Raw genomic sequence first — 25082 nt, 5'->3', positions numbered from 1 at the left:
CCCCGCGGTATAGGGTCTCCGCACAAGCGACGTTACTGATCGGTAAGGGGAGACGGCCATGCAGCTCGGGATCAACCTCGGCTACTGGGGCGCCGGAATGGACGCGGACAACCTCGCCGTGGCACAGGAGGCCGACCGCCTCGGGTACGCGGTCTGCTGGGCGGCCGAGGCATACGGCTCCGACGCCGCCACCGTGCTCACCTGGGTCGCCGCCCAGACCGAACGCATCGATGTGGGCTCGGCCATCTTCCAGATCCCGGCCCGCCAGCCCGCGATGACCGCGATGACGGCCGCCACCCTCGACTCCCTCTCCGGTGGCCGGTTCCGCCTCGGCCTCGGCGTCTCCGGCCCGCAGGTCTCCGAGGGCTGGTACGGCGTCAAGTTCGACAAGCCGCTCGCCCGGACCCGCGAGTACGTCGAGATCATCCGCAAGGCCATGACGCGCGAGCGCCTCACCCACGACGGCGAGCACTGGACGCTTCCCCTCCCCGGCGGCCCCGGCAAGCCCATCAAGCTCACCGTGCACCCGCAGCGCGAGCACATTCCCCTCTACATCGCCGCGATCGGCCCGAAGAACCTCGAGCAGACCGGCGAGATCGCCGACGGCGCCCTGCTGATCTTCCCCTCCGCCGACCATCTGGAGGACACCGCCGTCACCTACCTGAGGGCGGGCCGCGAGAAGGCGGGCAAGACCCTCGACGGCTTCGACATCTGCCCCACAGTGCCCCTCGCCGTCGGTGACGACAAGGACGTCACCGCCCTCGCCGACACCTTCCGCCCCTACACCGCGCTGTACGTCGGCGGCATGGGCAGCCGCAAGCAGAACTTCTACAACCAGCTCGCCGGGCGCATGGGCTACGAGCGGGAGGCCGCCGAGATCCAGGACAAGTACCTGTCCGGCGACAAGCAGGGCGCCGCCGCGGCCGTACCGCACGACCTGATCGACTCCACGACGCTCCTCGGCTCCGTGGACCGCATCGCGGACCGGATGAAGGCCTACGCGGCGGCCGGGGTCACCACCCTCACCCTTGCCCCGGCCGGTTTCACCCTCGACGAGCGGCTCGCGTCGCTGCGCGCCGGCACCGAGGCTCTGGAACGCGCCGGCCTCGCATAGGACCGCCCGCGGGGCTGCGACTGGCCGCGGGGCTGCCCGCGAGAAATTCCACGGCCGTGGTGGGGGCTCGGGGGTCTTCCCCGCCACGGCCGTCACCCACAACAACGCCCGGCGGCCCCCTCGGTTACGCCCCGGCGCCCCCTCGCCCGTCCTCCGTTCGGCGCAGTTGTCGGCCATCCCTGTTGCCGTACGCCCCTCCCCGCATTTGACTCCTTCTCTGCGGACCACTTCGGACCACCGCGGACCGATGACCGCGGAACCGCGGAGAATTTTTGCGGAGAGGGGCCCATGATGCTTTCGGCCAAGAGTCTGTTCCAGGAGATCCTCGACGACGACGAGTCCTTCGCGCTGTTCTGTTCCATCGCCGCCAGCGGGGAGTCCCAGGGCGGCTGGGAGAACGCCCGGATCGCCGCGCTGGTCCCCGAGTCCCAGCGGGCGCTCGTCCCGAAGATCACCAGGCACGGCGCCGACGAGGACAAGCACGGCCGCATCTTCAACGCCCTGATGAAGAAGCGTGGTGTGCGGCCCGTCCACGTCCCGCCCGAGACCGACTACACGATGCTCCTCGAGCGGGGCGGTATCGGTCTGGCGCACGACAAGCTCAGGCGCGACGAGCCGCTCACCGTCGAGGACATCGTCACCTACCTCGTCCACAGCCGGGTCACCGAACAGCGCGCGTCCGAGCAGATGGAACTGCTCCGCAAGCACTTCTCCGACCACCCCGAACTCGGCCGCGCCGTCAGGATGATCTCCGGCGACGAGGACAACCACCTCGCCTACTGCCACGAGGAACTGCTGCGCTTCGCCTACGCCGGACACGGCCGCGCCATCCAGCGCATCCTGCGCGCGAGCGCGTTCGCCGAGATCCGCGTCTACCGGGACGTCAGCCTCGCGGTGATGGACCGGATGGGCCGCATCCTCGGCTGGTCCAGGGCCAGGGCGACACTCCTGGCGGCCGGCATCCACGCGGTGTACGTCTACGAACGCCTGGGCGGCTGGCGCCGTATGGTCTCGCTGCGGATGCCGGACCGCCGCAACGCCCTGGGCGGCCCGGCGAGCACGGCGCCCGAGTTCGCCTGAGCCGCGGACGGAGCCGCGGACGGAGCCGCGGACGGAGCCGGACGCGGCCGCCCGCCCGTTACATCCAGCCGCGCCGCTTGAACAGCCGGTACAGCAGCACCTCCAGCATGGCCATCACCAGGATCACCGCCGGATAGGACCACTCCCACCGCAGCTCCGGCATGTGCCGGAAGTTCATGCCGTAGATCCCCGTGAGCATCGCGGGAACTGCCGCCATGGCCGCCCACGCGGAGATCTTCCGCATGTCGTCGTTCTGCCGGACGCTCACCTGGGCCAGATGCGCCGAGAGGATGTCCGAGACCAGCCGGTCCAGGCCCTCCACGGACTCGTTCACCCGCGTGAGGTGATCGTGCACGTCACGGAAGAAGGGCCGCGCCTTCTTGGCCACGAAGGGAACCGCCGCACCGAACGCGCCCGTCCCCGCCAGCCGCGCCATCGGCGCCGTCAGTGGCCCCGTCGCCCGGCGGAACTCCAGGATCTGCCGCTTGAAGGTGTAGATCCGGGACGCGGTGTGCCGCGTACCCGCGACGTCCGGGGAGAAGACCTCCGTCTCCAGCTCCTCCAGGTCGGTCTGCAGCTCGGTCGCCACGTCGAGATAGTGGTCGACGGCGGCGTCGGCGATCGCGTACACCACCGACGTCGGCCCCTTGCCCAGTATTTCCGGTTGGTGCTCCAGACGGCTCTGTACGGCGTTCAGCGGGGAGTCCTCGCCGTGCCGGACGGTCACCACGAACGCGTCCCCCAGAAAGATCATGATCTCGTCGGTGGAGACGGTGCCGCTGCTCGGCTCGTAGACGACCGGCTTGAGGACCATGAACAGCGAGTCGTTGTACACCTCCAGCTTGGGCCGCTGATGCGCCTTGAGGGCGTCCTCGACCGCCAGCGGATGCAGCCCGAACACCTGCGAGACCAGGCCGAACTCGTCCGCCGTCGGCTCGTGCAGCCCGATCCAGACGAAGCCCCCCGAGGTCCGCGCCTGCTCGAGCGCGTCGGAGGGGCCGGCGGGCTCCTCCGACCGGCACCCCTCCCGGTACACGGCACAGTCGACGATCACGGAGCGCACCCTCCCCTCACCGGCCGGACGACGCATCCGGCAGCGCACCGGACAGCACACCTTGCGACGCACCCGGCCACGCACCCGCGCGTGCGCTTACCCTGGGCCGCATGCCCACGTTGCTCCTGGTCCGGCACGGACGATCCACCGCCAACACCGAGGGACTGCTCGCCGGCTGGACGCCCGGCGTCGCCCTCGACGAACGCGGGGCCGCGCAGGCCGCGGCCCTGCCCGGACGACTCGCCGCCCTGCCCCTCTCCGAGGTCGTCGCCAGTCCCCTCCAGCGCTGCCAGGAGACGATCCGGCCGCTCCTGGACGCCCGGCCCGGCCTCACCGCCCACACCGACGACCGCATCGGGGAGTGCCACTACGGCGACTGGACGGGCCGCAAGCTCGACGAGCTGAAGGACGAGCCCCTCATGGAGGTCGTCCAGGCCCATCCGTCGGCCGCCGCCTTCCCCGGCGGGGAGTCCATGCGCGCGATGCAGACACGCGCCGCCGAGGCGGTGCGCGAGTGGAACGCGCGCGTGGAGCGCGAGCACGGCGCCGACGCCGTCTATCTCATGTGTTCGCACGGGGACATCATCAAATCCCTCGTCGCCGAAGCACTCGGACTTCATCTGGACCTCTTTCAGCGGATTTCCGTCGATCCGTGTTCCGTCACCGCGATCCGGTACACGCGGCTGCGCCCCTACCTCGTGCGGCTCGGAGACACCGGCGACTTCGCCGCCCTGGCACCGCGCGACGAGCCGCCCTCCGACGACGCCCCGGTGGGGGGCGGCGCGGGCGCACCGTGATCGTCGGCCGCAGTAGGGTGAAGCCGACGCGGCAGCGCCGTGGATACAGGTACCCACAACTCTCAATGGAGACAGGACGTGTCCCGTCAGGTGTTCCTCTACGACCCACCGGAACGTTTCGTGGCCGGTACGGTCGGACTGCCAGGGCGCCGTACGTTCTTCCTCCAGGCCTCAGCCGGCCCCCGGGTGACCAGCGTGGCCCTGGAGAAGACCCAGGTCGCCGCACTCGCCGAGCGCATGGACGAACTGCTCGACGAGGTCGTACGCCGTAGCGGCGGCAGCGCGGCCGTGCCCGCCGTGGCACCGAACGAGATCGCCGACACCGCCCCGCTGGACGCCCCCGTGGAGGAGGAGTTCCGCGTCGGCACCATGGCGCTCGCCTGGGACGGCGAGGAGGAGTGCATGATCGTCGAGGCGCAGGCGCTCGTCGAACTGGACGCCGAATCCGAGGAGGACCTCGCCGAGGCGGAGGAGCGGCTGCTCCAGGACGAGGAGAACGGGCCCCCGATGCTCAGGGTCCGGCTCACCGGCGTCCAGGCCCGTGCCTTCGCCAAGCGCGCTCTCGACGTCGTCAACGCGGGCCGGCCGCCGTGCCCGCTGTGCAGCCTCCCCCTCGACCCGGAAGGACATGTGTGTCCGCGCCAGAACGGATACCGACGCGGGGCGTGACCACCGCGGACCCCGCCGCGGTGCTGCTCGCCGAGGGCGAGCTGACCGTGCGCGGCCGCATCCGTGAGGCGTCGAACGCGGCGCTGTACTGCACCGTGACCCACGAGGGCCGCGAGGCCGCCTGTGTCTACAAGCCCGTCGCGGGGGAGCGGCCCCTGTGGGACTTCCCGGACGGGACGCTCGCCGGGCGCGAGGTCGCGGCGTACCTGGTCTCCGAGGCGACCGGCTGGGGACTGGTGCCGCCCACCGTGCTGCGGGACGGGCCGCACGGCGAGGGCATGTGCCAGCTGTGGATCGAGACCGCCCCGGACACGGAACTCCTCGCCCTGGTCGACCGGGAGGAACCCGCACCCGGCTGGAAGGCGATCGGGTTCGCCGAGGTGGGCGAGGGACGCACCGCGCTGCTCGTGCACGCCGATGACGCGCGGCTGCGGCGGCTGGCCGTGCTCGACGCGGTGATCAACAACGCCGACCGCAAGGGTGGGCACCTCCTGCCCACCCGGGACGGCCGGCTCCACGGCATCGACCACGGCGTCACCTTCAACGTCGAGGACAAGCTGCGCACCCTGCTGTGGGGCTGGGCGGGGGAGCCCCTGACGGGGGAGGCGCGCGAGGTCCTCGAGGCCCTCGGGAAGGCACTCGCCGAGGGTGGCCCGCTGGCCGCCTCGCTGGCCCCGCTGATCACCCCCGCCGAGATCGAAGCCACCCGCGCGCGTGTGGCGTCCCTCCTCACCTCCGGCACCCATCCCGAGCCCGGCGGGGACTGGCCGGCGATCCCCTGGCCGCCGGTCTGACCCGAGCGCGGTGGTCCGGCCCGGGTCCGGTGGTCCGACCCAGGCCCGGCCTCGGTCCGACCCGCGCCCGGGCCGGGTGGGGACGGCCCCGCACACCCTCCGCCCGCGCGCCACCTGCACGTTCGGCGGTGATGCGCAAGAGTGCCTTCCCGGCCGTCCGGCCTGCTCCGGTTCGTGTCCTGGACCATGGTCCGGTTACGCTCATGACATGCATGCCTGGCCCGCTTCCGAGGTCCCCGCCCTGCCCGGTCAGGGACGCGACCTGAGGATTCACGACACCGCGACCGGGGGCCCGATCACACTCGACCCCGGCCCTGTAGCCCGTATCTACGTCTGCGGCATCACCCCGTACGACGCCACCCACATCGGACACGCGGCGACGTACAACGCGTTCGACCTCGTGCAGCGCGTGTGGCTCGATACCAAGCGGCAGGTTCACTACGTCCAGAACGTCACCGACATCGACGACCCGCTGCTGGAGCGGGCCGAGCGGGACGGTGTCGACTGGGCCGCGCTCGCCGAGCAGGAGACCCAGCTCTTCCGCGAGGACATGACGGCCCTGCGGATGCTGCCGCCGCGGCAGTACATAGGCGCCGTGGAGGCGATACCCGGCATCGTCCCGCTCGTCGAACGGCTGTGCGATCTCGGCGCTGCGTACGAACTCGAGGGCGACACCTACTTCTCGGTCGAGGCCGACCCCCACTTCGGGCAGGTCTCGCGTCTCGACGCGGCCGCCATGCGGCTGCTGTCCGCCGAACGCGGTGGCGACCCGGACCGTCCGGGCAAGAAGAACCCCCTCGATCCGATGCTCTGGTCGGCCGCCCGCGAGGGCGAGCCCAGCTGGGACGGCGGGTCGCTGGGCCGGGGCCGTCCGGGCTGGCACATCGAGTGCGTGGCCATCGCCCTCGACCACCTGGGCATGGGCTTCGACGTCCAGGGCGGCGGCTCCGACCTGGTCTTCCCGCACCACGAGATGGGCGCCTCGCACGCCCAGGTGCTCACCGGCGAGTTCCCCATGGCCAAGGCGTACGTCCACGCCGGGATGGTCGCCCTGCACGGCGAGAAGATGTCCAAGTCCAAGGGCAACCTGGTCTTCGTGTCCCGGCTGCGGCAGGGCGGCGTGGACCCGGCGGCGATCCGGCTGGCGCTGCTCGCCCACCACTACCGCGCGGACTGGGAATGGACCGACCAGGTCCTCCAGGACGCCGTGACGCGGCTCGGGCACTGGCGGGCCGCCGTCTCCCGCCCCGACGGCCCGTCCGCCGAGGCGCTTGTGGACGAGATCCGCGAAGCCCTGGCCAACGACCTGGACGCCCCGGCGGCGCTGACCGCCGTCGACCGCTGGGCCGTGGCCCAGGAGCAGCAGGGGGGCACAGACATGGGCGCGCCCGGGGTCGTCTCCCGCGCCGTGGACGCCCTGCTCGGCGTGGCGCTGTAAGCGACCGAGAACGCAGTGGGGCGCCCCGTCCACCGACGGGGCGCCCCACTCCTGCACGTGTGGCCCTCTGGTTCTCCGAGGAATCCTCTAGTCCTCCGAGGGGTCCTCGCCGTCCGTGTCCGGTTTCGGCGACTTCGGCGGGCGGGGCCGGCCGCCCGGCGTGTCCCGCCGGAACGACGGGCCGTCCCCGCCGTCGGCAGTGGCGTGGCCGCTGGGCTGCGGCGGGCCGGACGAGCCGTCACGGCGCCGCAGATAGCGCTCGAACTCGCGGGCGATCGCCTCGCCCGACGCCTCCGGCAGCTCGGCCGTGTCCCGGGCCTCCTCCAGTGACTGGACGTACTCCGCGACCTCGCTGTCCTCCGCGGCCAGTTGGTCCACGCCCACCTGCCAGGCGCGCGCGTCCTCGGACAGTTCGCCCAGCGGGATGCGCACGTCGATCAGGTCCTCCAGCCGGTTCAGGAGGGCCAGCGTCGCCTTCGGGTTGGGCGGCTGCGACACGTAGTGCGGAACCGCCGCCCACAGCGACACCGCCGGGACGCCCGCGTGCGTGCACGCCTCCTGGAGAATACCGACGATCCCGGTGGGACCCTCGTACTTGGTCTCCTCCAGGTCCATGCGGCGGGCCAGGTCCGGATCGGACGTGGTCCCGCTGATCGGGACCGGACGGGTGTGTGGAGTGTCACCGAGCAGGGCGCCCAGGACGACCACCAGCTCCACCCCGAGTTCATGGGCGAAGCCCAGCAGCTCGTTGCAGAACGAGCGCCAGCGCATGGACGGTTCGATCCCGCGGACCAGCACCAGATCGCGTGGCTTGTCACCACCGACCCGGACCACCGACAACCGCGTCGTCGGCCAGGTGATTTTCCGGACACCGCCGTCCATGAACACCGTGGGCCGGTTGACCTGGAAGTCGTAGTAGTCCTCGGCGTCCAGCGCCGCGAACACCTCGCCCTTCCATTCCCTGTCCAGATGCGCGACCGCGGTGGAGGCGGCGTCGCCGGCATCGTTCCAGCCCTCGAACGCGGCCACCATGACCGGGTCGATCAGCTCGGGAACCCCCTCGAGCTCGATCACCCAGCGCCTCCTTCCGACGTGCCCTCGCGTACGCCCCAACCTTACGGCGTGCCGGGGGAACGCCCGCAGCCCCCTCGCAGGGGGAATGCCCCAACACTGCCCCGGCAGACGCCGGGGGACACCCCGCATTGATCCGAGCTGTCCGGAAGGGCCGCCCGCTCACGGCGCGGACGGCGGGCCTTCACAGCGTGGAGCGCAGCCACTGCTCGACGCTCGCGATGTGGACGGTGGCCCACGACCGCGCCGCCTCCGCGTCCCGGTCGCGCAGGGCCGCCAGGATGGCCCGGTGCTCGCGCAGGGTCCGGCCGACGGTGTCCTCCTGGGCGAGCCCCCGCCGGACGCGGGCCCGGGTGGTGGGGCCGGACAGACCCTCGAGCAGGGAACAGAGCACGGGGTTGCCCGAGCCCCGCGCGATGCCCCGGTGGAAGTCCGGATCGGCGGCGACCAGGGCCTCCACCGACGGTTCGGGGCCCAGCCTGTCCAACTGCTCGGACAGCGCGTCCAGTTCCCGCTCGCTGATCAGGGTGGCCGCGGCGACCGCCGCGGCCGGCTCCAGGATGCGGCGCACGGCGAGGAACTCCAGGACCGTGTCGTCCCGGTGGAAGTCCACGACGAAACTCAGCGCCTCCAGCAGCAGGTGCGGATCCAGGCTGGTGACGTACGTGCCGTCACCCTGCCGCACGTCCAGGAGCCGGATCAGCGACAGCGCGCGCACCGCCTCCCGCAGGGAGTTGCGCGACAGCCCCGGTTCGGCGGCGAGTTCGCTCCTTGGGCAGCCGATCGCCGGGACGCACGTGCCGGCGACGATCATCCCCTTGATCTTCTCGATCGCCTCGTCGGTGACCGCGATCCGGACTCCCTGCGGATCCACTGGGAACAGACGTCCGATGTGTCCGGGGCATTATGCGTGGCCCCGGGGGGCAGGTCCCACAGCCGGAAGGGGCGACTCCGCCGGCCCGCAGGACCGGTCCGGAGTCACCCCTTCGCGTCACCGTCCCCGTGCCGGAGGGAGGACCGCTCCCGCGCGGGCAGGACCGGTGGCCGGTGCGGTCACTTCTTGTCGAGCAGGTCCTGGACCTCCGCACGGACCTCGTCCGTGGCCAGTCCCCGGATCGTCAGCGTCGTACGGCGGCGCAGCACGTCGTCCGCCGTCTCGGCCCACTCGTGGTCCCGGGCCCAGACGACCTGCGCCCAGATCTCCGGCGCGTCCGGGTGGACACGCCGGGCCAGCGACGGGTCGTCGTTGGCCAGCCGGGCGATGTCGAAGGCCAGCGAACCGTAGTGGGTGGCCAGGTGCCGGGCGGTGTCCGCAGCCATGCGCGGGCCGGGCGCGGGGCCGTCCACCAGCAGCCGGTGGGCGACCGCGCGCGGGTTGGCGACCCCCGGCAGCGGCAGCTTGCTCGGCAGCGCCGCCACGGGCTCGAAGTCGTCGCCCAGCGGGTGGCCGGGCAGTTCCTGGAGCTTGCGCATCACCGTGCGGCCGATGTGGCGGAAGGTGGTCCACTTGCCGCCCGCGACGGACAGCATCCCGCCGCGGCCCTCGCTGACGACCGTCTCGCGCTTGGCCTTCGCGGTGTCCCCGGGGCCGCCCGGCAGCACCCGCAGGCCGGCGAAGGAGTACGTGATCAGGTCACGGTCCAGCTGCTGGTCGCGAATGGAGAACGCGGCCTCGTCGAGTATCTGGGCGGTGTCCTTCTCGGTGACCGCGACATCCGCCGGGTCGCCCTCGAACTCCTCGTCGGTCGTGCCGAGCAGCAGCATGTCCTCCCAGGGGAGGGCGAAGGTGATGCGGTACTTGTCGATCGGTGTGGCCAGCGCGGCCCGCCACGGGGCGGTCCGCTTCAGCACCAGGTGCGCGCCCTTCGACAGACGGATGGACGGCGCCGCCTTCGGGTCCTCCATCCGGCGCAGGCGGTCGACCCAGGGCCCGGTCGCGTTCAGCACCAGACGGGCGTCGACGCCGAACTCGTCGCCCGACAGCCGGTCGCGCAGCTCGGCACCGGTCACCCGGCCCCTGGTGAACCGCAGACCGGTCACCTCGGCGTGGTTGAGGACGACCGCGCCCGACTCGGCCGCCGCGCGGACCGTCATCAGAGCCATCCGCGCGTCGTTCATCTGGTCGTCGCCGTACACGGCCACGGCCTTGAGGTTGTCCGTGCGCAGCTCCGGCACGTCCCGCGCGGCCTTGGCGGGGGAGAGCAGATGGCCCACACCGTCGCCGAAGGCGGACAGGGCCGAGTACGCGAAGACACCCGCTCCGAGCTTCGCCGCGCCGTGCGGCCCGCCCTTGTACACGGGGAGGTAGAACGTGAGCGGGTTCGCCAGGTGGGGTGCCACCTGGCGGGAGATCGCACGGCGCTCGAAGTGGTTCTCCGCCACCAGCTTCACCGCGCCGGTCTGCAGATAGCGCAGACCGCCGTGGAGAAGCTTGGAGGAGGCGGAGGACGTGGCGCCGGCGAAGTCACCGGCGTCGACCAGAGCCACCCTGAGGCCGGACTGCGCGGCGTGCCAGGCGGTGGAGATGCCCAGGATGCCGCCGCCGATCACGAGAAGGTCGTACGACGCCTTGGAGAGCTGCTCCCGGGTTTCGGCCCGGCTCGGGTTCGAGCTGGAAGCCGGGCGCGTCCCCAGGGCAGGCACGGACTGCAGGGTGGACTGAGTGGTCATGTCGGGTTCTTGCTCCTCGTCAGGCTGTGTCAGTCTTCGTCGGCGAGCCAGCCCATGGTCCGCTCGACGGCCTTGAGCCAGCTCTTGTACTCACGGTCGCGGATCTCCGCGTCCATGCGGGGGGTCCACTCGGCGGCCCGGCGCCAGTTGGCGCGCAGGTCGTCGGTGTTGTTCCAGAAGCCGACGGCGAGGCCGGCGGCGTAGGCGGCGCCGAGGCAGGTGGTCTCGGCGACCATGGGGCGCACCACGGGTGCGTCCAGGAAGTCCGAGAGGGTCTGCATCAGCAGGTTGTTGGAGGTCATGCCGCCGTCGACCTTGAGGGCGGCCAGCTCGACCCCGGAGTCCTTCGTCATGGCGTCGGCGATCTCCCGCGTCTGCCAGGCGGTGGCCTCCAGGACGGCGCGCGCGAGATGCGCCTTGGTGACGTACCGGGTCAGGCCGGCGATCACACCGCGGGCGTCGGAGCGCCAGTACGGGGCGAACAGGCCGGAGAAGGCCGGTACGAAGTAGGCACCGCCGTTGTCCTCGACCGAGAGCGCGAGGGTCTCGATCTCGGCGGCGGTGGAGATCAGGCCCATCTGGTCGCGCATCCACTGCACCAGCGAACCGGTGACGGCGATGGAGCCCTCGAGGGCGTAGACCGGCTTCTGGTCGCCGATCTGATAGCCGACGGTGGTCAGCAGCCCGCTGTAGGAGTTGATGATCTTGTCGCCGGTGTTCATCACCATGAAGGTGCCGGTGCCGTACGTCGACTTGGTCTCGCCCTCGGCGAAACAGGTCTGGCCGAACAGGGCGGCCTGCTGGTCGCCGAGTGCGGAGGCGACCGGGATGCCGCCGAGCAGGTCGCCCAGGCTGCCGCCCTTGATCTCGCCGTAGACCTCGGCGGAGGAGCGGATCTCGGGCAGCATCGCCGTCGGGACGCCGATGGACTCGGCGATCTTCGTGTCCCACTGCATGGTGTGCAGGTTCATCAGCATCGTGCGGGACGCGTTGGTGACGTCGGTGACGTGCTTGCCGCCGGCCACACCGCCGGTCAGGTTCCAGATGACCCAGGTGTCCATGGTGCCGAAGAGGATGTCGCCCGCCTCGGAGCGCTCCTTGAGGCCCTCGACGTTGTCGAGCAGCCAGCGGGCCTTGGGGCCGGCGAAGTAGGAGGCGAGGGGGAGACCGGTCTCGCGGCGGAAACGGTCCTGCCCCACGTTGCGGCCGAGCTCGCGGCAGAGGGCGTCGGTGCGGGTGTCCTGCCAGACGATGGCGTTGTGGACGGGCTCACCGGTGTTCCTGTCCCACAGCACGGTGGTCTCGCGCTGGTTGGTGATGCCGATGGCCTTGATGTCGTCCCGGGTGATACCCGCCTTCTCAATGGCGCCGGCGACGACTTCCTGGACGTTGGTCCAGATCTCGGTGGCGTCGTGTTCGACCCAGCCCGGCTTGGGGAAGATCTGCTCGTGTTCCTTCTGGTCGACGGCGACGATGCGGCCGTCGCGGTCGAAGACGATGCAGCGCGACGAGGTCGTGCCCTGGTCGATGGCGGCGATGAACGGACCGTGGCCGTGGGAGGCGATGCCGGCGGTGTGGTCGTCGGTCACTGTGTGCTCCTGGAGGTTCCTTGGGTACGGGGCTGTACGTACGGCGCTTCTACAAGACTGGGGGTTCTGTGGCGGCGGGGTCACCCTCAGGCGAAGGCGATGGTGTGGACGCCCGCCGCGAGGGCGCCGCCGATCAGCGGGCCGACCACCGGGACCCAGGCGTAGGCCCAGTCGGAGCCGCCCTTGTCGGGCAGCGGCAGAAGGGCGTGCACGATGCGCGGTCCGAGGTCACGTGCCGGGTTGATCGCGTAACCGGTCGGCCCGCCGAGGGACAGACCGATGGAGACGACCACGAGGGCCGTGATCAGACCGCCCAGCACGCCGAGGCCGTTGCCCGCGTCGTTCAGGCCCTGCGTGAGCACGGCGATGATCAGCACGAAGGTGCCGATGATCTCCGTGGCGAGGTTCTGCACCGCGTTGCGGATCTCCGGGCCGGTGGAGAAGATGCCGAGCACCGGGCCGGCGCCCTTCTCCTGGGCCTCTACCGCCTTGGCGCCGGCGGCCTGCGTGCCCCGGTCGCCGACGATCTCCTTGTCGGTGAGATGCGCCTGGAACTGGCCGTAGTAGGCCACCCAGACCAGCGCGGCGCCAATCATCGCGCCGAGGAACTCTCCGGCGAAGTAGACCGGAACGTTGCTCCAGTCGCCGTCCTTGATGGCGAGTGCCACGGTCACGGCCGGGTTGAGGTGGGCTCCGGAGAGCGGAGCGGAGATGTACACCGCCGTCATGACGGCGAAACCCCACCCGAAGGCGATGGCGAGCCAGCCGGCGTTGCGGGCCTTGGATGCCTTCAGGGTCACGGCGGCGCACACACCGCCGCCGAGCAGGATGAGTATGGCGGTACCGATGGTCTCGCCGATGAAGATGTCGGAGCTGGACACCCGCGACTCCTTTGTCCTTCGTCCAGGGAAGCCGACCCCCGGGTCCCACCGGGGATGGGCGCCCTCAGTGGTGAGAGCGATGCCGATCCTTGTCGCACCCTAACGCGTAGTGCCGGTAGGTGTTCGACAATGCCGACCGATGGGCGGGAGTCTTTCTCCGCCCTCACGTGTGCGTCAAGGGTTTGGCAGTCGAAAGTGCGATCGTTATCGGTTGCCCCGGGATGTCGGTCTCCGGAAGCGATCCATGGGTGTGTCCCGACTGTCCGCCGCGGAGTACGACGACGGCCGGGACGCCGTACGGCGTCCCGGCCCGGGTCTCGTGATGTGTCCGTCGTACCGGTACCGCACGGTGTCCGGCTGGGGTCTCGCCTGTGACCCACGGGGTCTGCCGGGCCCGGCCGGCGCGCCCGCGCCGCGCTCAGAAGCGGCGGGCGCCCAGGTCCCGCGACACCGAGCGGGCGCAGTCCCGGACCGCAGCGATCAGCTCCGGACGCAGCTCGCCGCCCTGTTGCAGCCGCTCCACCGCCCCCGTGACGCCGACCGCGCCGACCGGCATGCGCCGCCGGTCGTGGACGGGGGCCGCGATCGAGGCCACGCCCTCCCAGGTCTCCTCGACGTCCGCCGCGTACCCGTGTGCGCGAGTGACGTCGAGGATCTCCTCGAAGGCGTCCGGATCGCACACCGTGCGGTCGGTGAACGCCTCGCGGTCGGCCTCCAGGGCCTCGCTGTGGGCCACCGGGTCGTAGGCCGCAAGCACCTTGCCCAGGGCCGTGGAGTGCAGCGGCTGCATGGCCCCCACCTCCAGGACCTGCCGGCTGTCGTCGGGCCGGAACACGTGGTGCACGATCAGCACGCCCTGTTGGTGCAGCACCCCCAGATAGACGCTCTCGCCGCTGGAACGGGCCAGGTCGTCCGTCCATACCAGGGCGCGCGCCCGCAGCTCGTGCACGTCGAGATAGGTGGTGCCCAGGCGCAGCAGTTCCGCGCCCAGCTGGTAGCGCCCGGAGGCTTCGTCCTGCTCGACGAAGCCCACCTGCTGGAGGGTGCGCAGGATGCCGTGGGCCGTCCCCTTGGCGAGGCCCAGCGACGAGGCGATGTCCGACAGGCCGAGCCGCCGCTCGCCGCCCGCCAGCAGGCGCAGCATCGCTGCCGCCCGTTCGAGCGACTGGATGTTCCGTGCCATCGCCGTGCTGTCTCCGATCCCCTCGACCGCCGCCCTGCGACGCTGCCACTGTTCGGCAATGCCGAACACTATCGTCCGACGCCGACCTCCCGCCAACGATCCGCCGTCATCGGCCGAGAACCGCGGTGTCGTCCGTCGCGTCACCCGAACGCGGGACACCGGGGCCCGTTCATCATGGTCCGGCTTGTGGACGGCCCGAACATCGGGGAGCGGTCCCGGCTACGCTGGCGGCGTGCCCTGCCCGGGAGGTTCCATCGGAGATCGTTCCGGACAGCCGCAAAGCCGACAGCCGTCGCATTTGAGGAGCCCTTTGACATGGCCTCGTTGCCGCTGACCCCTTCCGCCGACAGCCGGACCCGTGTGTCCGCGCTCCGAGAGGCCCTCGCCACCCGAGTGGTGGTCGCCGACGGAGCGATGGGCACCATGCTCCAGGCGCAGGACCCCACGCTCGAAGACTTCGAGGACCTCGAGGGCTGCAACGAGATCCTGAACCTGACACGCCCGGACATCGTCCGCTCGGTCCACTCCGAGTACTTCGACGCCGGCGTCGACTGCGTCGAGACCAACACCTTCGGCGCCAACCACAGTGCCGCCTCCGAGTACGACATCGCCGACCGTGTGCACGAGCTCTCCGAGGCGGGCGCCCGCCTCGCCCGCGAGGTCGCCGACGAGCACACCGCGCGCGACGGCCGCATCCGCTGGGTGCTCGGCTCGATCGGCCCCGGCACCAAGCTCCCGACCCTCGGCCACATCGGCTACGGCACGATCCGCGACGGCTACCAGGCCAACACCGAGGGCCTGCTCGCGGGCGGCGCCGACGCACTGATCGTCGAGACCACCCAGGACCTGCTCCAGACCAAGGCGTCGATCCTCGGCGCCCGCCGCGCCATGGAGGCGACCGGCGTCGAGGTGCCCTTGCTGGCCTCCATGGCATTCGAGACCACCGGCACCATGCTCCTCGGTTCCGAGATCGGCGCCGCGCTCACCGCGCTGGAGCCGCTCGGCATCGACATGATCGGCCTGAACTGCTCCACCGGCCCCGCCGAGATGAGCGAGCACCTGCGCTACCTCGCCCGGCACTCCCGCATCCCCCTGCTGTGCATGCCCAACGCCGGCCTGCCGGTCCTCACCAAGGACGGCGCCCACTTCCCGCTCGGCCCCGAGGGCCTGGCCGACGCCCAGGACACCTTCGTCCGCGACTACGGCCTGTCCCTGGTCGGCGGCTGCTGCGGCACCACCCCGGAGCACCTGCGGCAGCTCGTGGAACGAGTACGGGACGTCACCCCGCCCGAGCGCACCCCCCAGCCGGAGCCGGGCGCCGCCTCCCTCTACCAGAGCGTGCCCTTCCGCCAGGACACCTCCTACCTCGCGATCGGTGAGCGCACCAACGCCAACGGGTCCAAGAAGTTCCGGGAGGCCATGCTCGAGGGTCGCTGGGACGACTGCGTGGAACTGGCGCGCGAGCAGATCCGTGAGGGCGCGCACATGCTCGACCTGTGCATCGACTACGTCGGCCGCGACGGCGTCGCCGACATGAAGGAACTGGCCGGCCGGTTCGCCACCGCCTCCACCCTGCCGATCGTGCTCGACTCCACCGAGGTCCCCGTCCTGCGGGCCGGTCTGGAGAAGCTCGGCGGCCGGGCGGTCATCAACTCGGTGAACTACGAGGACGGCGACGGCCCCGAGTCCCGCTTCGCGCGCGTCGCGCAGTTGGCCAGGGAGCACGGCGCGGCGCTGATCGCGCTGACCATCGACGAGGTGGGCCAGGCCCGCACGGCCGAGAAGAAGGTCGAGATCGCCGAGCGCCTGATCGCCGACCTGACCGGGAACTGGGGCATCCACGAGGAGGACATCCTCATCGACTGCCTCACCTTCACCATCTGCACCGGCCAGGAGGAGTCCCGCAAGGACGGCACCGCCACCATCGAGGGCATCCGCGAGCTGAAGCGCCGCCACCCCAAGGTGCAGACCACCCTGGGACTGTCGAACATCTCCTTCGGCCTCAACCCGGCAGCCCGCATTCTGCTCAACTCCGTCTTCCTCGACGAATGCGTCAAGGCGGGCCTGGACTCGGCGATCGTGCACGCGTCGAAGATCCTGCCCATGGCCCGCTTCAGCGAGGAGGAGGTCACCACCGCCCTCGACCTGATCCACGACCGGCGCCGCGAGGGCTACGACCCGCTGCAGAAGCTGATGCAGCTCTTCGAGGGCGCCACCGCCAAGTCCCTGAAGGCCGACAAGGCCGAGGAGTTGGCCTCGCTGCCCCTGGACGAGCGCCTCAAGCGGCGGATCATCGACGGCGAGCGCAACGGTCTGGAGGCCGACCTCGACCAGGCGCTCGAGACCCGCAAGGCCCTCGCCATCGTCAACGACACTCTGCTGGACGGCATGAAGGTGGTCGGCGAGCTGTTCGGCTCCGGCCAGATGCAGCTCCCGTTCGTGCTCCAGTCCGCCGAGGTGATGAAGAACGCGGTCGCCCACCTGGAACCGCACATGGAGAAGACCGATGAGGACGGCAAGGGCACCATCGTGCTCGCCACCGTCCGCGGCGACGTGCACGACATCGGCAAGAACCTGGTCGACATCATCCTGTCGAACAACGGCTACAACGTGGTCAACCTCGGCATCAAGCAGCCCGTCTCGGCGATCCTGGACGCCGCCGACCAGCACAGGGCCGACGTCATCGGCATGTCCGGACTGCTGGTGAAGTCCACGGTGATCATGAAGGAGAACCTGGAGGAGCTCAACCAGCGCGGCATGGCCGCCGACTACCCGGTGATCCTCGGCGGCGCCGCACTGACCCGCGCCTACGTCGAACAGGACCTGCACGAGATCTACCAGGGCGAGGTCCGCTACGCCCGCGACGCCTTCGAGGGCCTGCGCCTGATGGACGCCCTCATCGGTATCAAGCGCGGTGTGCCCGGCGCCCAGCTGCCCGAGCTGAGGCAGCGCCGGGTCCGCGCAGCCACCGTGGAGATCGACGAGCGCCCCGAGGCCGGTCATGTCCGCTCGGACGTCGCCGTCGACAACCCGGTCCCGGAACCCCCGTTCCGGGGCACCCGGGTGATCAAGGGGATCCAGCTCAAGGAGTATGCGTCCTGGCTCGACGAGGGCGCCCTGTTCAAGGGGCAGTGGGGCCTGAAGCAGGCCCGCGCCGGCGACGGGCCGACGTACGAGGAGCTCGTGGAGACCGAGGGCCGGCCCAGGCTGCGCGGCCTGCTGGACCGGCTCCAGACGGACAACCTGCTCGAGGCGGCCGTGGTGTACGGCTACTTCCCGTGCGTCTCCAAGGACGACGACCTGATCGTCCTGGACGAGGCCGGCAACGAACGCACCCGCTTCACCTTCCCGCGCCAGCGGCGCGGACGCCGGCTGTGCCTGGCCGACTTCTTCCGCCCGGAGGAGTCCGGCGAGACCGATGTCGTCGGCTTCCAGATCGTCACCGTCGGCTCCCGCATCGGCGAGGAGACCGCGCGGATGTTCAAGGCCAACGCCTACCGCGACTACCTCGAACTGCACGGACTGTCCGTGCAGCTGGCCGAGGCGCTCGCCGAGTACTGGCACGCGCGGGTGCGCTCCGAACTCGGCTTCGCCGGTGAGGACCCGGCCGGAATGGAGGACGTGTTCGCCCTGAAGTACCGGGGCGCCCGCTTCTCCCTCGGCTACGGCGCCTGTCCCGACCTGGAGGACCGCGCCAAGATCGCCGAGATGCTCCGGCCGGAACGCATCGGCGTCCACCTGTCCGAGGAGTTCCAGCTCCACCCAGAGCAGTCCACGGACGCCATCGTGATCCACCACCCGGAGGCCAAGTACTTCAACGCCCGCTGACCCAGGCCCCAGTAGGTCCGTGAGGCACCGGAAGCGGTTGCCCCGGGCGCGACGTACACTGGTCGGTCCACCGCAGGCCGGTTCCCTTTGTGGGAACCGGCCTGATCGTCCCTTTGACGGAGGTACGTGGATGACCAGTACGGTTCCCGCGCTCGACACCCTTCCCCAGAGTCTCCGGCCCGCCCGGGCGGGAGAGCCCCGCACGGCCGGAGGATCCACCCTTCAGGCCGTATTCCTGGACATGGACGGCACCCTGGTCGACACCGAGGGCTTCTGGTGGGACGTCGAGGTCGAGGTGTTCGCCTCCCTCGGCCACACCCTCGACGACTCCTGGCGCCACGTCGTGGTCGGCGGCCCCATGACCCGCAGCGCGGGCTTCCTCATCGAGGCGACCGGGGCCGACATCCCCCTCGCCGAACTGGCGGTGCTGCTCAACGACGGTTTCGAGGACCGTATCGCCGACACCCTGCCGCTCATGCCCGGCGCCGCCCGCCTGCTGGCCGAGCTGTCCGAGCACGGCATCCCCACGGCCCTGGTCTCCGCCTCGCACCGGCGCATCATCGACCGGGTACTCACCTCACTGGGCTCCCAGCACTTCGCGCTGTCGGTCGCCGGTGACGAGGTCCCGCGCACCAAGCCGCACCCCGACCCGTATCTGGCCGCGGCCGTCGGACTCGGTGTGAACCCCCTGCGGTGCGCCGCCGTCGAGGACACGGCGACGGGTGTCGCTTCCGCCGAGGCAGCGGGGTGCCACGTCGTGGCGGTGCCCTCGGTGGCCCCGATCGAGGCTGCCGTCCGGCGGACCGTCGTCTCCTCGCTTGAAGCCGTCGACCTGACCTTTCTGCACGGCCTGATGACGGAAATGCGCTAGGTGTTCACCGAGTGTAGGCCGGTGTAAGGGGCTGGAATTCCAAGGGCCCACGCCCCGGCCGCGCTGATGGGTGCCCGAAGGAATTCGGACTGCTACCGAACGTTGAATTCCGTCCCTCGGGCCGGATTTTATGTGTGATATTCACCACCTTCCGGAGTCTCGACAGGGGGGTCGGCATGTGGTGTCCGCCCCTTTTCGGCGGGCCTCCGCGTTCCCTTGTGTCCCGATTGGTGGATCACTGCACCAATCCTGCCGCACCGACGTTTGTCGGTGCGTTCACACCCGGTTCCACTCCGTGATGGAGGCTCAACTCCAGTGGCGGCGAACCTTCCCGCGGGTGCGGACTAACCTCATCGCGAGAACATCTTCCCCATCCCCGTGATCGGTAGCAACACCCTGTATGCCGCATACACGGAGTCGACAGCTCTGGAGAAACTCGAGCATGAACCGCAAGACTTTGGTGCTGGCGGCCGCGATTGGTCTGCTCGCGCCGGTACTCGCCGGCTGTGGCGATACCGATGGCGGGAGCGGCAACGGCGACGCGATCGTCGTCGGCACCACGGACCGGTTCACCGTCTCGAAGGACGAGCCCGCGCCGGTCGACCCGGCGTACGCCTACGACGTCGGTACCTGGAACATCCTGCGCCAGACCGTGCAGACACTGCTGATCCAGCCGCGCGGTGACGGCGCGCCGGTGCCCGAGGCTGCCGAGAGCTGCGGTTTCACCGACTCCGGCAACGAGCGGTACAGCTGCACCCTGCGCGAAGGCCTGAAGTTCTCGAACGGTGACTCCATCACCGCGGCCGATGTGAAGTACTCCATCGACCGCGCCCTGGCGATCCAGGCCGACAGTGGTGTCTTCGCGCTGCTGTCCACCATCGACACCGTCGAGACGCAGGGCGACCGTGAGGTGATCTTCCACCTCAAGTCGGCGGACGCCACCTTCCCGTACAAGCTGTCCACCCCGGTCGCCGGCATCGTCCCCGAGGACTCCTACGACAAGGACAAGCTGCGCGACGGGTTCGACGTCGACGGCTCCGGCCCGTACACGTTCGAGACCGAGGTCGAGGACGGCGAACTGGTCCGCGCCACCTACGTCAAGAACCCTTCCTACAAGGGATCCCTGAAGGTCGCCCACGGCAGGATCGAGATGCTCTCCTACGAGAGTGCCGAGGCCATGGGCGAGGCGCTCGAGGGCGACGAGATCGACATCATGACCCGCAGCATGTCGCCGGAGCAGATCACAAAGCTCGGCAACGACTCCGACGACACCGTCGACCTCGTCGAGTCGCCGGGTCTGGAGATCCGCTACCTGGCCTTCAACACCAAGGCCCCCTCCGTGGAGACCAAGGCCGTCCGCCAGGCCATGGCCCAGATCATCAACCGCAGCGAGCTGGTCGCCAAGGTCTACGGCTCCCAGGCCGAGCCGCTGTACTCGCTGGTGCCCGCGACCGTCACCGGTCACTCCAACGCGTTCTTCAACAGGTACGGCGACCCCGACGTCTCCAAGGCCCGCGAGCTGCTGGAGGAGGCCGGGATCGCCACCCCGGTGAAGATGACGCTGCACTACACGACCGACCACTACGGTCCCGCGACCAAGGGGGAGTTCGAGCAGCTCAGCGAGCAGCTCAACGGCAGCGGCCTGTTCGACACCGACATCAAGGGCGCGGCCTGGGAAACCTTCCGGCCGGACGGCCAGGAGGGCAAGTTCGACGTCTACGGCATGGGTTGGTTCCCCGACTACCCGGACGCCGACAACTTCCTCGCCCCGTTCCTGGACGCCGACAACTTCCTCAACTCGCCGTACGCCAACACCAAGGTCCGCAAGGAGCTGATCCCGGAGTCCCGCCGTCAGGCCGACCGCCTGGCCGCCACCGGCAGCCTGAACAAGATCCAGGACATCGTTGCCGAGGACGTGCCCGTGCTGCCGCTGTGGCAGGGCAAGCAGTACGTCGCCGCGCACGACAGCATCACCGGTACCGCGTACCTGCTCAACTCCTCCTCCACGCTCCAGCTGTGGGAGCTGGGCCGTGGCGTGAGCGGCTGACACGGCAGGGCCCGGACCGGGCCCGCACACACCGAGGGCGCCTCCCGCAAGTCGGGAGGCGCCCTCGGTGTGTGCGGGTGCGGAGTGAGCGGCGGGCGCCGGGCGAGCGGGTGGGCGCTACTGCGCCCCCGGGCGCACCAACCCGCTCTCGTACGCGTACACCGCGGCCTGCACCCGGTCGCGCAGCCCGAGCTTCGTCAGGACATGACCGACGTGCGTCTTCACCGTCGTCTCGCTGACGAACAGGTCCGCGGCGATCTCCGCGTTGGACAGCCCTCGTGCCACCAGCTTCAGCACCTCGACCTCACGGTCGGTCAGCGTGTGCAGTGTGTCCGGCACCGGCTCGTCACCGGATGGCAGATGCGTGGCGTACTTGTCCAGCAGCCGGCGCGTGATGCTCGGGGCGAGCATCGCCTCACCGGCGGCCACCACCCGGATCGCCTGCACCAGTTCATGGGCCGGGGCGTCCTTCAGCAGGAAGCCGCTGGCGCCCGCGCGCAGCGCCTCCACCACGTACTCGTCGAGATCGAACGTCGTCAGCACCAGGACCTTCGCCGGGCCGTCCCGCTCGGGGCCGGTGATCTGCCGGGTCGCCTCCACGCCGTCCATCCGCGGCATGCGGATGTCCATCAGCACCACGTCGGGCTGCAGTGCCCGCACCTGATCCTGGGCCTGGAGGCCGTCCCCGGCCTCGCCGACGACCGCGATGTCCTGCTCGGCCTCCAGAATCATCCGGAAGCCGGTGCGCAGCAGCGGCTGGTCATCGACCAGTAGGACGCGGATGGCCACGTAAGTCTCCTTCGCTAGTCCGCCCTCATTGTGCCTGCGCCCTCTGTCCAGCCGGAGCCCGGGGCGCATCACACCGCGTCGGACCCGGCGGTCCGTACCGGCAGCGGATAGGGCGGGGGAGTGCCGCCGAACTCCGGGCAGTGCGCCCGGTGGTCGCACCAGCCGCACAGCTTGGTGGGGCGCGGCCGCCAGTCACCCGTCTCCGTGGCCTCCCGGATCGCCTCCCACAACGCCAGCAGCTTGCGCTCGACGCGCTCCAGATCGGCGCGGACGGGGTCGTACGTCACCACATCGCCGCTGCCCAGGTACACGAGCTGCAGCCGGCGCGGGATCACCTGCTTCAGCCGCCACACCACCAGGGCGTAGAACTTCATCTGGAACAGCGCGCCCTCCGCGTACTCCGGCCGCGGTGCTTTGCCCGTCTTGTAGTCGACGATCCGCACCTCGCCGGTGGGCGCCACATCCACCCGGTCGATGATCCCGCGCAGCCTCAGCCCGGAATCCAGCTCGGCCTCCACGAACAGCTCCCGCTCGGCGGGCTCCAGCCGGCTGGGATCCTCCAGGCCGAACCAGCGCTCCACCAGTTGCTCCGCCTCCGCCAGCCAGCGCGCCAGCCGCTCACCCTCCGGATCCTCGGCGAACAGCTCCATGACCTCCGGCCGGGACTCCCGTAGCCGGTCCCACTGCCCCGGTACCAGTGCCTTCGCCCGTCGCGAGGTGCGCTCGGCGGCCGGGACATCGAACAAGTGTTCCAGTACTGCGTGCACCAGCGTGCCCCGCGTCGCCGCCTCGCTCGGCTTCTCCGGCAGCCGGTCGATGACCCGGAACCGGTACAGCAGCGGACACTGCATGAAGTCACTGGCGCGCGACGGGGACAGCGAGACGGGTGGCGCGGAGGGTCGCACGGCAGGCGCTGCAGTGGCCCCGGCCGCCACAGCCGCGTCCCCGCCCACAGCCGTCTCCCCGGCCGCGACCTGCGCATCCACCGCCACGACCGGCATGCTGTCGGACCGCCCCGCGGCCCCGGTGCTCGTCTCCATGTCCACAGACCTTACGGCCCCGCACTGACAGTGATCGCACGGTGCGGGGTGACCGAAGGGGGAGAAGGGGAAGGAGAGGGAGAGCAGGCGCGGTGACGGAGGGGAACGGTCAGGGGTGCCGAGGCGAAACGTGCGGCAACGGCCGCATACCATCGACTCAAGACCATCCCGCCCGGCAGGCGCGGGAGACGCAGCGAACGAGGGGACACCGGTGGACGCAAGCGGCGGACGCGGGCAGCCGCGCTCCGGCAACGACGAGTCGGCCGAGCGCCACGCAGGGCACCCGGCAGGCGAATCCCCCACGGACGGGGGCCGCTTCGACCCGGCCGAAACCACCCAGGACCCCTCGGACGACCGGATCGCCGGGCACTCCGCCGACCGCACCCCGCCGAACTCCGGAAACGCTCCATCGCGGACCGGCGGTGCCCCGGCGGAGGCCGGGACCACGCTTCGGGACGGGGAGCCCGAGCGGCCCTCCGGCCCGGTGCGGCCTCCCGCCGAAGGCACCGGCACCCAGCCGCGGAACGTGGCCGGTCCGGAGCATCCGGAGGAGCCGGGCGAACCCACCGGGAACCGTGCCCCGCGAACCTCGGACGAGACAGACGCTGCCGAGAGCGGCACCGTGGGCCGTCCGCCGGCCGAACAGGCGTCCCCCCGCGAAACCCGCGGGACGGCGCCCCATGCGCCGTCGGACGGCCGGACGGCCGACGCGGGACCCGACGCCCCGTCCGGCAGCCGCGAGGCCGGGCCCTCGCCCGACGCGGCCCCGGCCGGCCGGACCGCGCCCGATCCCGGGCCCCAGCCGCCGTCCACCACCGGACCCGGACCCGGCACCACCCCGACGGCCGGCCACCGGCCCGCACCCGAGCCGGACCAGCCCCACCACACCGACCGCACTCTCGCCCACTCGCCGCTCGGCAAGGAACCCGCCCCCCAGCCCCCGGTGGAGCAGCAGCGCGGCGGACTGCTGATGGGACGTCCTTTCGGCGTGCCCGTCTACGTCGCGCCCAGCTGGTTCCTCGTCGCCATCCTCATCACCTGGGTCTTCGGCGGCCAGATCGACCGCGTGCTGCCCGAGCTCGGCGCCGCCAGCTACCTGGTCTCCCTGTTCTTCGCCGTCGCCTTCTACGCCTCGGTGCTGGTCCACGAACTCGCCCACACACTGGCCGCCCTCCGCTTCAAGCTCCCGGTGCGCCGCATCCAGCTCCAGTTCTTCGGTGGCGTCTCCGAGATCGAGAAGGAGGCCGAGACCCCCGGACGGGAGTTCGTGCTCGCCTTCGTGGGCCCGTTGCTCTCCCTCGTCCTGTCCGGCTTGTTCTACCTCGGACTGCTCGCGGTCGACCCCGGCTCCGTACCCGGCGTCCTCCTGGCCGGCCTGATGATCTCCAACCTCATCGTGGCCGTCTTCAACCTCCTGCCCGGCCTCCCCCTCGACGGCGGACGCATGCTCCGCGCGGTCGTCTGGAAGATCACCGGCAAGCCGATGAGCGGCACTGTCGCCGCCGCCTGGGTGGGCCGCGCCCTCGCCATCTCCGTCCTGGTCGGCCTTCCCCTCCTCACCCAGTCCGGAGCCCTCGGCTCCGACGCCGCGGACGGCGTCGGCATGGACACCGTCCTCGACGCCCTGCTCGCCGCCATCCTCGCGGCGATCATCTGGACCGGCGCCGGCAACAGCCTGCGCATGGCCCGCCTGCGCGAGCACCTGCCGGAACTGCGCGCCCGCGCCCTGACCCGCCGCGCGGTGCCCGTCGAGACCGACACCCCCCTCTCGGAGGCGCTGCGCCGCGCCAACGCCGCCGGAGCCCGCGCCCTCGTCGTCGTCGACGCCGACGGCACCCCGCTGTCCTTGGTGCGCGAGGCCGCCATCGTCGGCGTACCCGAGCACCGCCGCCCCTGGGTCGCGGTCAGCGGGCTCGCCCAGGACCTCACCGACGGCATGCGCGTCTCCGCCGAGCTCGCGGGGGAGGAGCTCCTGGAAGCCCTGCGTGCCGCACCCGCCACCGAGTACCTGGTCGTCGAGGCGACCGGCGAGATCTACGGCGTCCTGTCCGCGGCCGATGTCGAGCGCGCCTTCGTCAAGGCCATGGCCCGCCCCGCCTGACGCCCGCCGCCGCCCGACGGCCGTTCTGTCCGCCGCCCGCCCTCGGAGCCTGGGTGGTCAGTGGTC

Annotated in this window: 19 protein-coding genes; 10 read left to right on the top strand and 9 right to left on the bottom strand. The window is 70.9% G+C overall.

Features of this window, described 5'->3' with window-relative positions:
- Positions 1–58: 58 nt before the first annotated feature.
- Both ACFPZI_RS28610 and ACFPZI_RS28605 read left to right on the top strand, forming a co-directional pair.
- Entirely contained in the window at positions 59–1114 is a 1056-nt protein-coding gene (locus ACFPZI_RS28610) for an LLM class F420-dependent oxidoreductase (protein ID WP_360044433.1), read from the top strand.
- A gap of 291 nt (positions 1115–1405) precedes the next feature.
- A complete protein-coding gene (locus ACFPZI_RS28605; protein ID WP_381368987.1) occupies positions 1406–2194 on the top strand; it encodes a ferritin-like domain-containing protein in 789 nt (262 codons plus the stop codon).
- A gap of 58 nt (positions 2195–2252) precedes the next feature.
- Here the strand turns inward: ACFPZI_RS28605 and corA are convergent, their stop codons facing one another.
- A complete protein-coding gene (gene corA / locus ACFPZI_RS28600; RefSeq protein WP_381368851.1) occupies positions 2253–3248 on the bottom strand; it encodes a magnesium/cobalt transporter CorA in 996 nt (331 codons plus the stop codon).
- Between the two features lie 110 nt (positions 3249–3358).
- Between corA and ACFPZI_RS28595 the strand changes: the two genes are divergently transcribed.
- The 4 genes from ACFPZI_RS28595 (at position 3359) to mshC (ending at position 6946) form a co-directional block, all read left to right on the top strand.
- Positions 3359–4045, top strand: a complete 687-nt coding sequence (locus tag ACFPZI_RS28595) for a histidine phosphatase family protein (RefSeq protein ID WP_381368849.1) — start codon at positions 3359–3361, stop codon at positions 4043–4045.
- 78 nt (positions 4046–4123) lie between these two features.
- The gene (locus ACFPZI_RS28590; protein ID WP_381368846.1) at positions 4124–4714 is read left to right on the top strand and encodes a DUF3090 domain-containing protein; all 591 of its coding nucleotides are present in this window, start codon (positions 4124–4126) and stop codon (positions 4712–4714) included.
- Entirely contained in the window at positions 4711–5508 is a 798-nt protein-coding gene (locus tag ACFPZI_RS28585) for an SCO1664 family protein (protein WP_381368843.1), read from the top strand. Before ACFPZI_RS28590 ends, ACFPZI_RS28585 begins: the two co-directional genes overlap by 4 nt.
- A gap of 208 nt (positions 5509–5716) precedes the next feature.
- Positions 5717–6946 (top strand): cysteine--1-D-myo-inosityl 2-amino-2-deoxy-alpha-D-glucopyranoside ligase, encoded by a 1230-nt coding sequence (gene mshC / locus ACFPZI_RS28580; protein WP_381368840.1) that lies wholly within the window; start codon positions 5717–5719, stop codon positions 6944–6946.
- Positions 6947–7033: 87 nt separating this feature from the next.
- Here the strand turns inward: mshC and ACFPZI_RS28575 are convergent, their stop codons facing one another.
- The 6 genes from ACFPZI_RS28575 to ACFPZI_RS28550 all read right to left on the bottom strand — a co-directional run bounded on the left by ACFPZI_RS28575 (position 7034) and on the right by ACFPZI_RS28550 (position 14340).
- Entirely contained in the window at positions 7034–8020 is a 987-nt protein-coding gene (locus tag ACFPZI_RS28575) for a PAC2 family protein (protein WP_381368838.1), read from the bottom strand.
- Positions 8021–8201: 181 nt separating this feature from the next.
- Positions 8202–8891, bottom strand: a complete 690-nt coding sequence (locus tag ACFPZI_RS28570; RefSeq protein ID WP_381368835.1) for a FadR/GntR family transcriptional regulator — start codon at positions 8889–8891, stop codon at positions 8202–8204.
- 179 nt (positions 8892–9070) lie between these two features.
- Positions 9071–10687 (bottom strand): glycerol-3-phosphate dehydrogenase/oxidase, encoded by a 1617-nt coding sequence (locus ACFPZI_RS28565; RefSeq protein WP_381368832.1) that lies wholly within the window; start codon positions 10685–10687, stop codon positions 9071–9073.
- Positions 10688–10716: 29 nt separating this feature from the next.
- Positions 10717–12276: a glycerol kinase GlpK gene (glpK, locus tag ACFPZI_RS28560; RefSeq protein WP_381368829.1), complete on the bottom strand. Its 1560-nt coding sequence runs from the start codon at positions 12274–12276 to the stop codon at positions 10717–10719.
- Between the two features lie 86 nt (positions 12277–12362).
- Positions 12363–13157, bottom strand: coding sequence for an MIP/aquaporin family protein (locus tag ACFPZI_RS28555; RefSeq protein ID WP_381368826.1), 795 nt, complete (start codon positions 13155–13157; stop codon positions 12363–12365).
- A gap of 418 nt (positions 13158–13575) precedes the next feature.
- Positions 13576–14340 (bottom strand): IclR family transcriptional regulator, encoded by a 765-nt coding sequence (locus ACFPZI_RS28550; RefSeq protein ID WP_381368823.1) that lies wholly within the window; start codon positions 14338–14340, stop codon positions 13576–13578.
- A 315-nt stretch (positions 14341–14655) separates the two neighbouring features.
- Between ACFPZI_RS28550 and metH the strand changes: the two genes are divergently transcribed.
- From metH to ACFPZI_RS28535, 3 genes are all read left to right on the top strand, one after another.
- A complete protein-coding gene (gene metH / locus ACFPZI_RS28545; RefSeq protein ID WP_381368821.1) occupies positions 14656–18168 on the top strand; it encodes a methionine synthase in 3513 nt (1170 codons plus the stop codon).
- Between the two features lie 130 nt (positions 18169–18298).
- Positions 18299–19039: an HAD family hydrolase gene (locus tag ACFPZI_RS28540; protein ID WP_381368818.1), complete on the top strand. Its 741-nt coding sequence runs from the start codon at positions 18299–18301 to the stop codon at positions 19037–19039.
- 442 nt (positions 19040–19481) lie between these two features.
- Entirely contained in the window at positions 19482–21086 is a 1605-nt protein-coding gene (locus tag ACFPZI_RS28535; RefSeq protein ID WP_381368815.1) for an ABC transporter substrate-binding protein, read from the top strand.
- 117 nt (positions 21087–21203) lie between these two features.
- Here ACFPZI_RS28535 and ACFPZI_RS28530 read toward each other — a convergent pair whose 3' ends face one another.
- Complete coding sequence (locus ACFPZI_RS28530) at positions 21204–21875, bottom strand: response regulator transcription factor (RefSeq protein WP_326751830.1); 672 nt, start codon at positions 21873–21875, stop codon at positions 21204–21206.
- 68 nt (positions 21876–21943) lie between these two features.
- The gene (locus ACFPZI_RS28525) at positions 21944–22915 is read right to left on the bottom strand and encodes a RecB family exonuclease (RefSeq protein WP_381368812.1); all 972 of its coding nucleotides are present in this window, start codon (positions 22913–22915) and stop codon (positions 21944–21946) included.
- A gap of 526 nt (positions 22916–23441) precedes the next feature.
- On the opposite strand from ACFPZI_RS28525, the gene ACFPZI_RS28520 reads away from it, so the two are divergent.
- Positions 23442–25016, top strand: a complete 1575-nt coding sequence (locus ACFPZI_RS28520; RefSeq protein ID WP_417801261.1) for a site-2 protease family protein — start codon at positions 23442–23444, stop codon at positions 25014–25016.
- Positions 25017–25082 lie beyond the last annotated feature (66 nt).

Source organism: Streptomyces chlorus (assembly GCF_042655885.1).
GTDB classification, from domain to species: domain Bacteria; phylum Actinomycetota; class Actinomycetes; order Streptomycetales; family Streptomycetaceae; genus Streptomyces; species Streptomyces chlorus.
The sequence above is the reverse complement of the archived record's forward strand: the minus strand, read 5'-3'. Positions and strand labels throughout refer to the sequence as shown.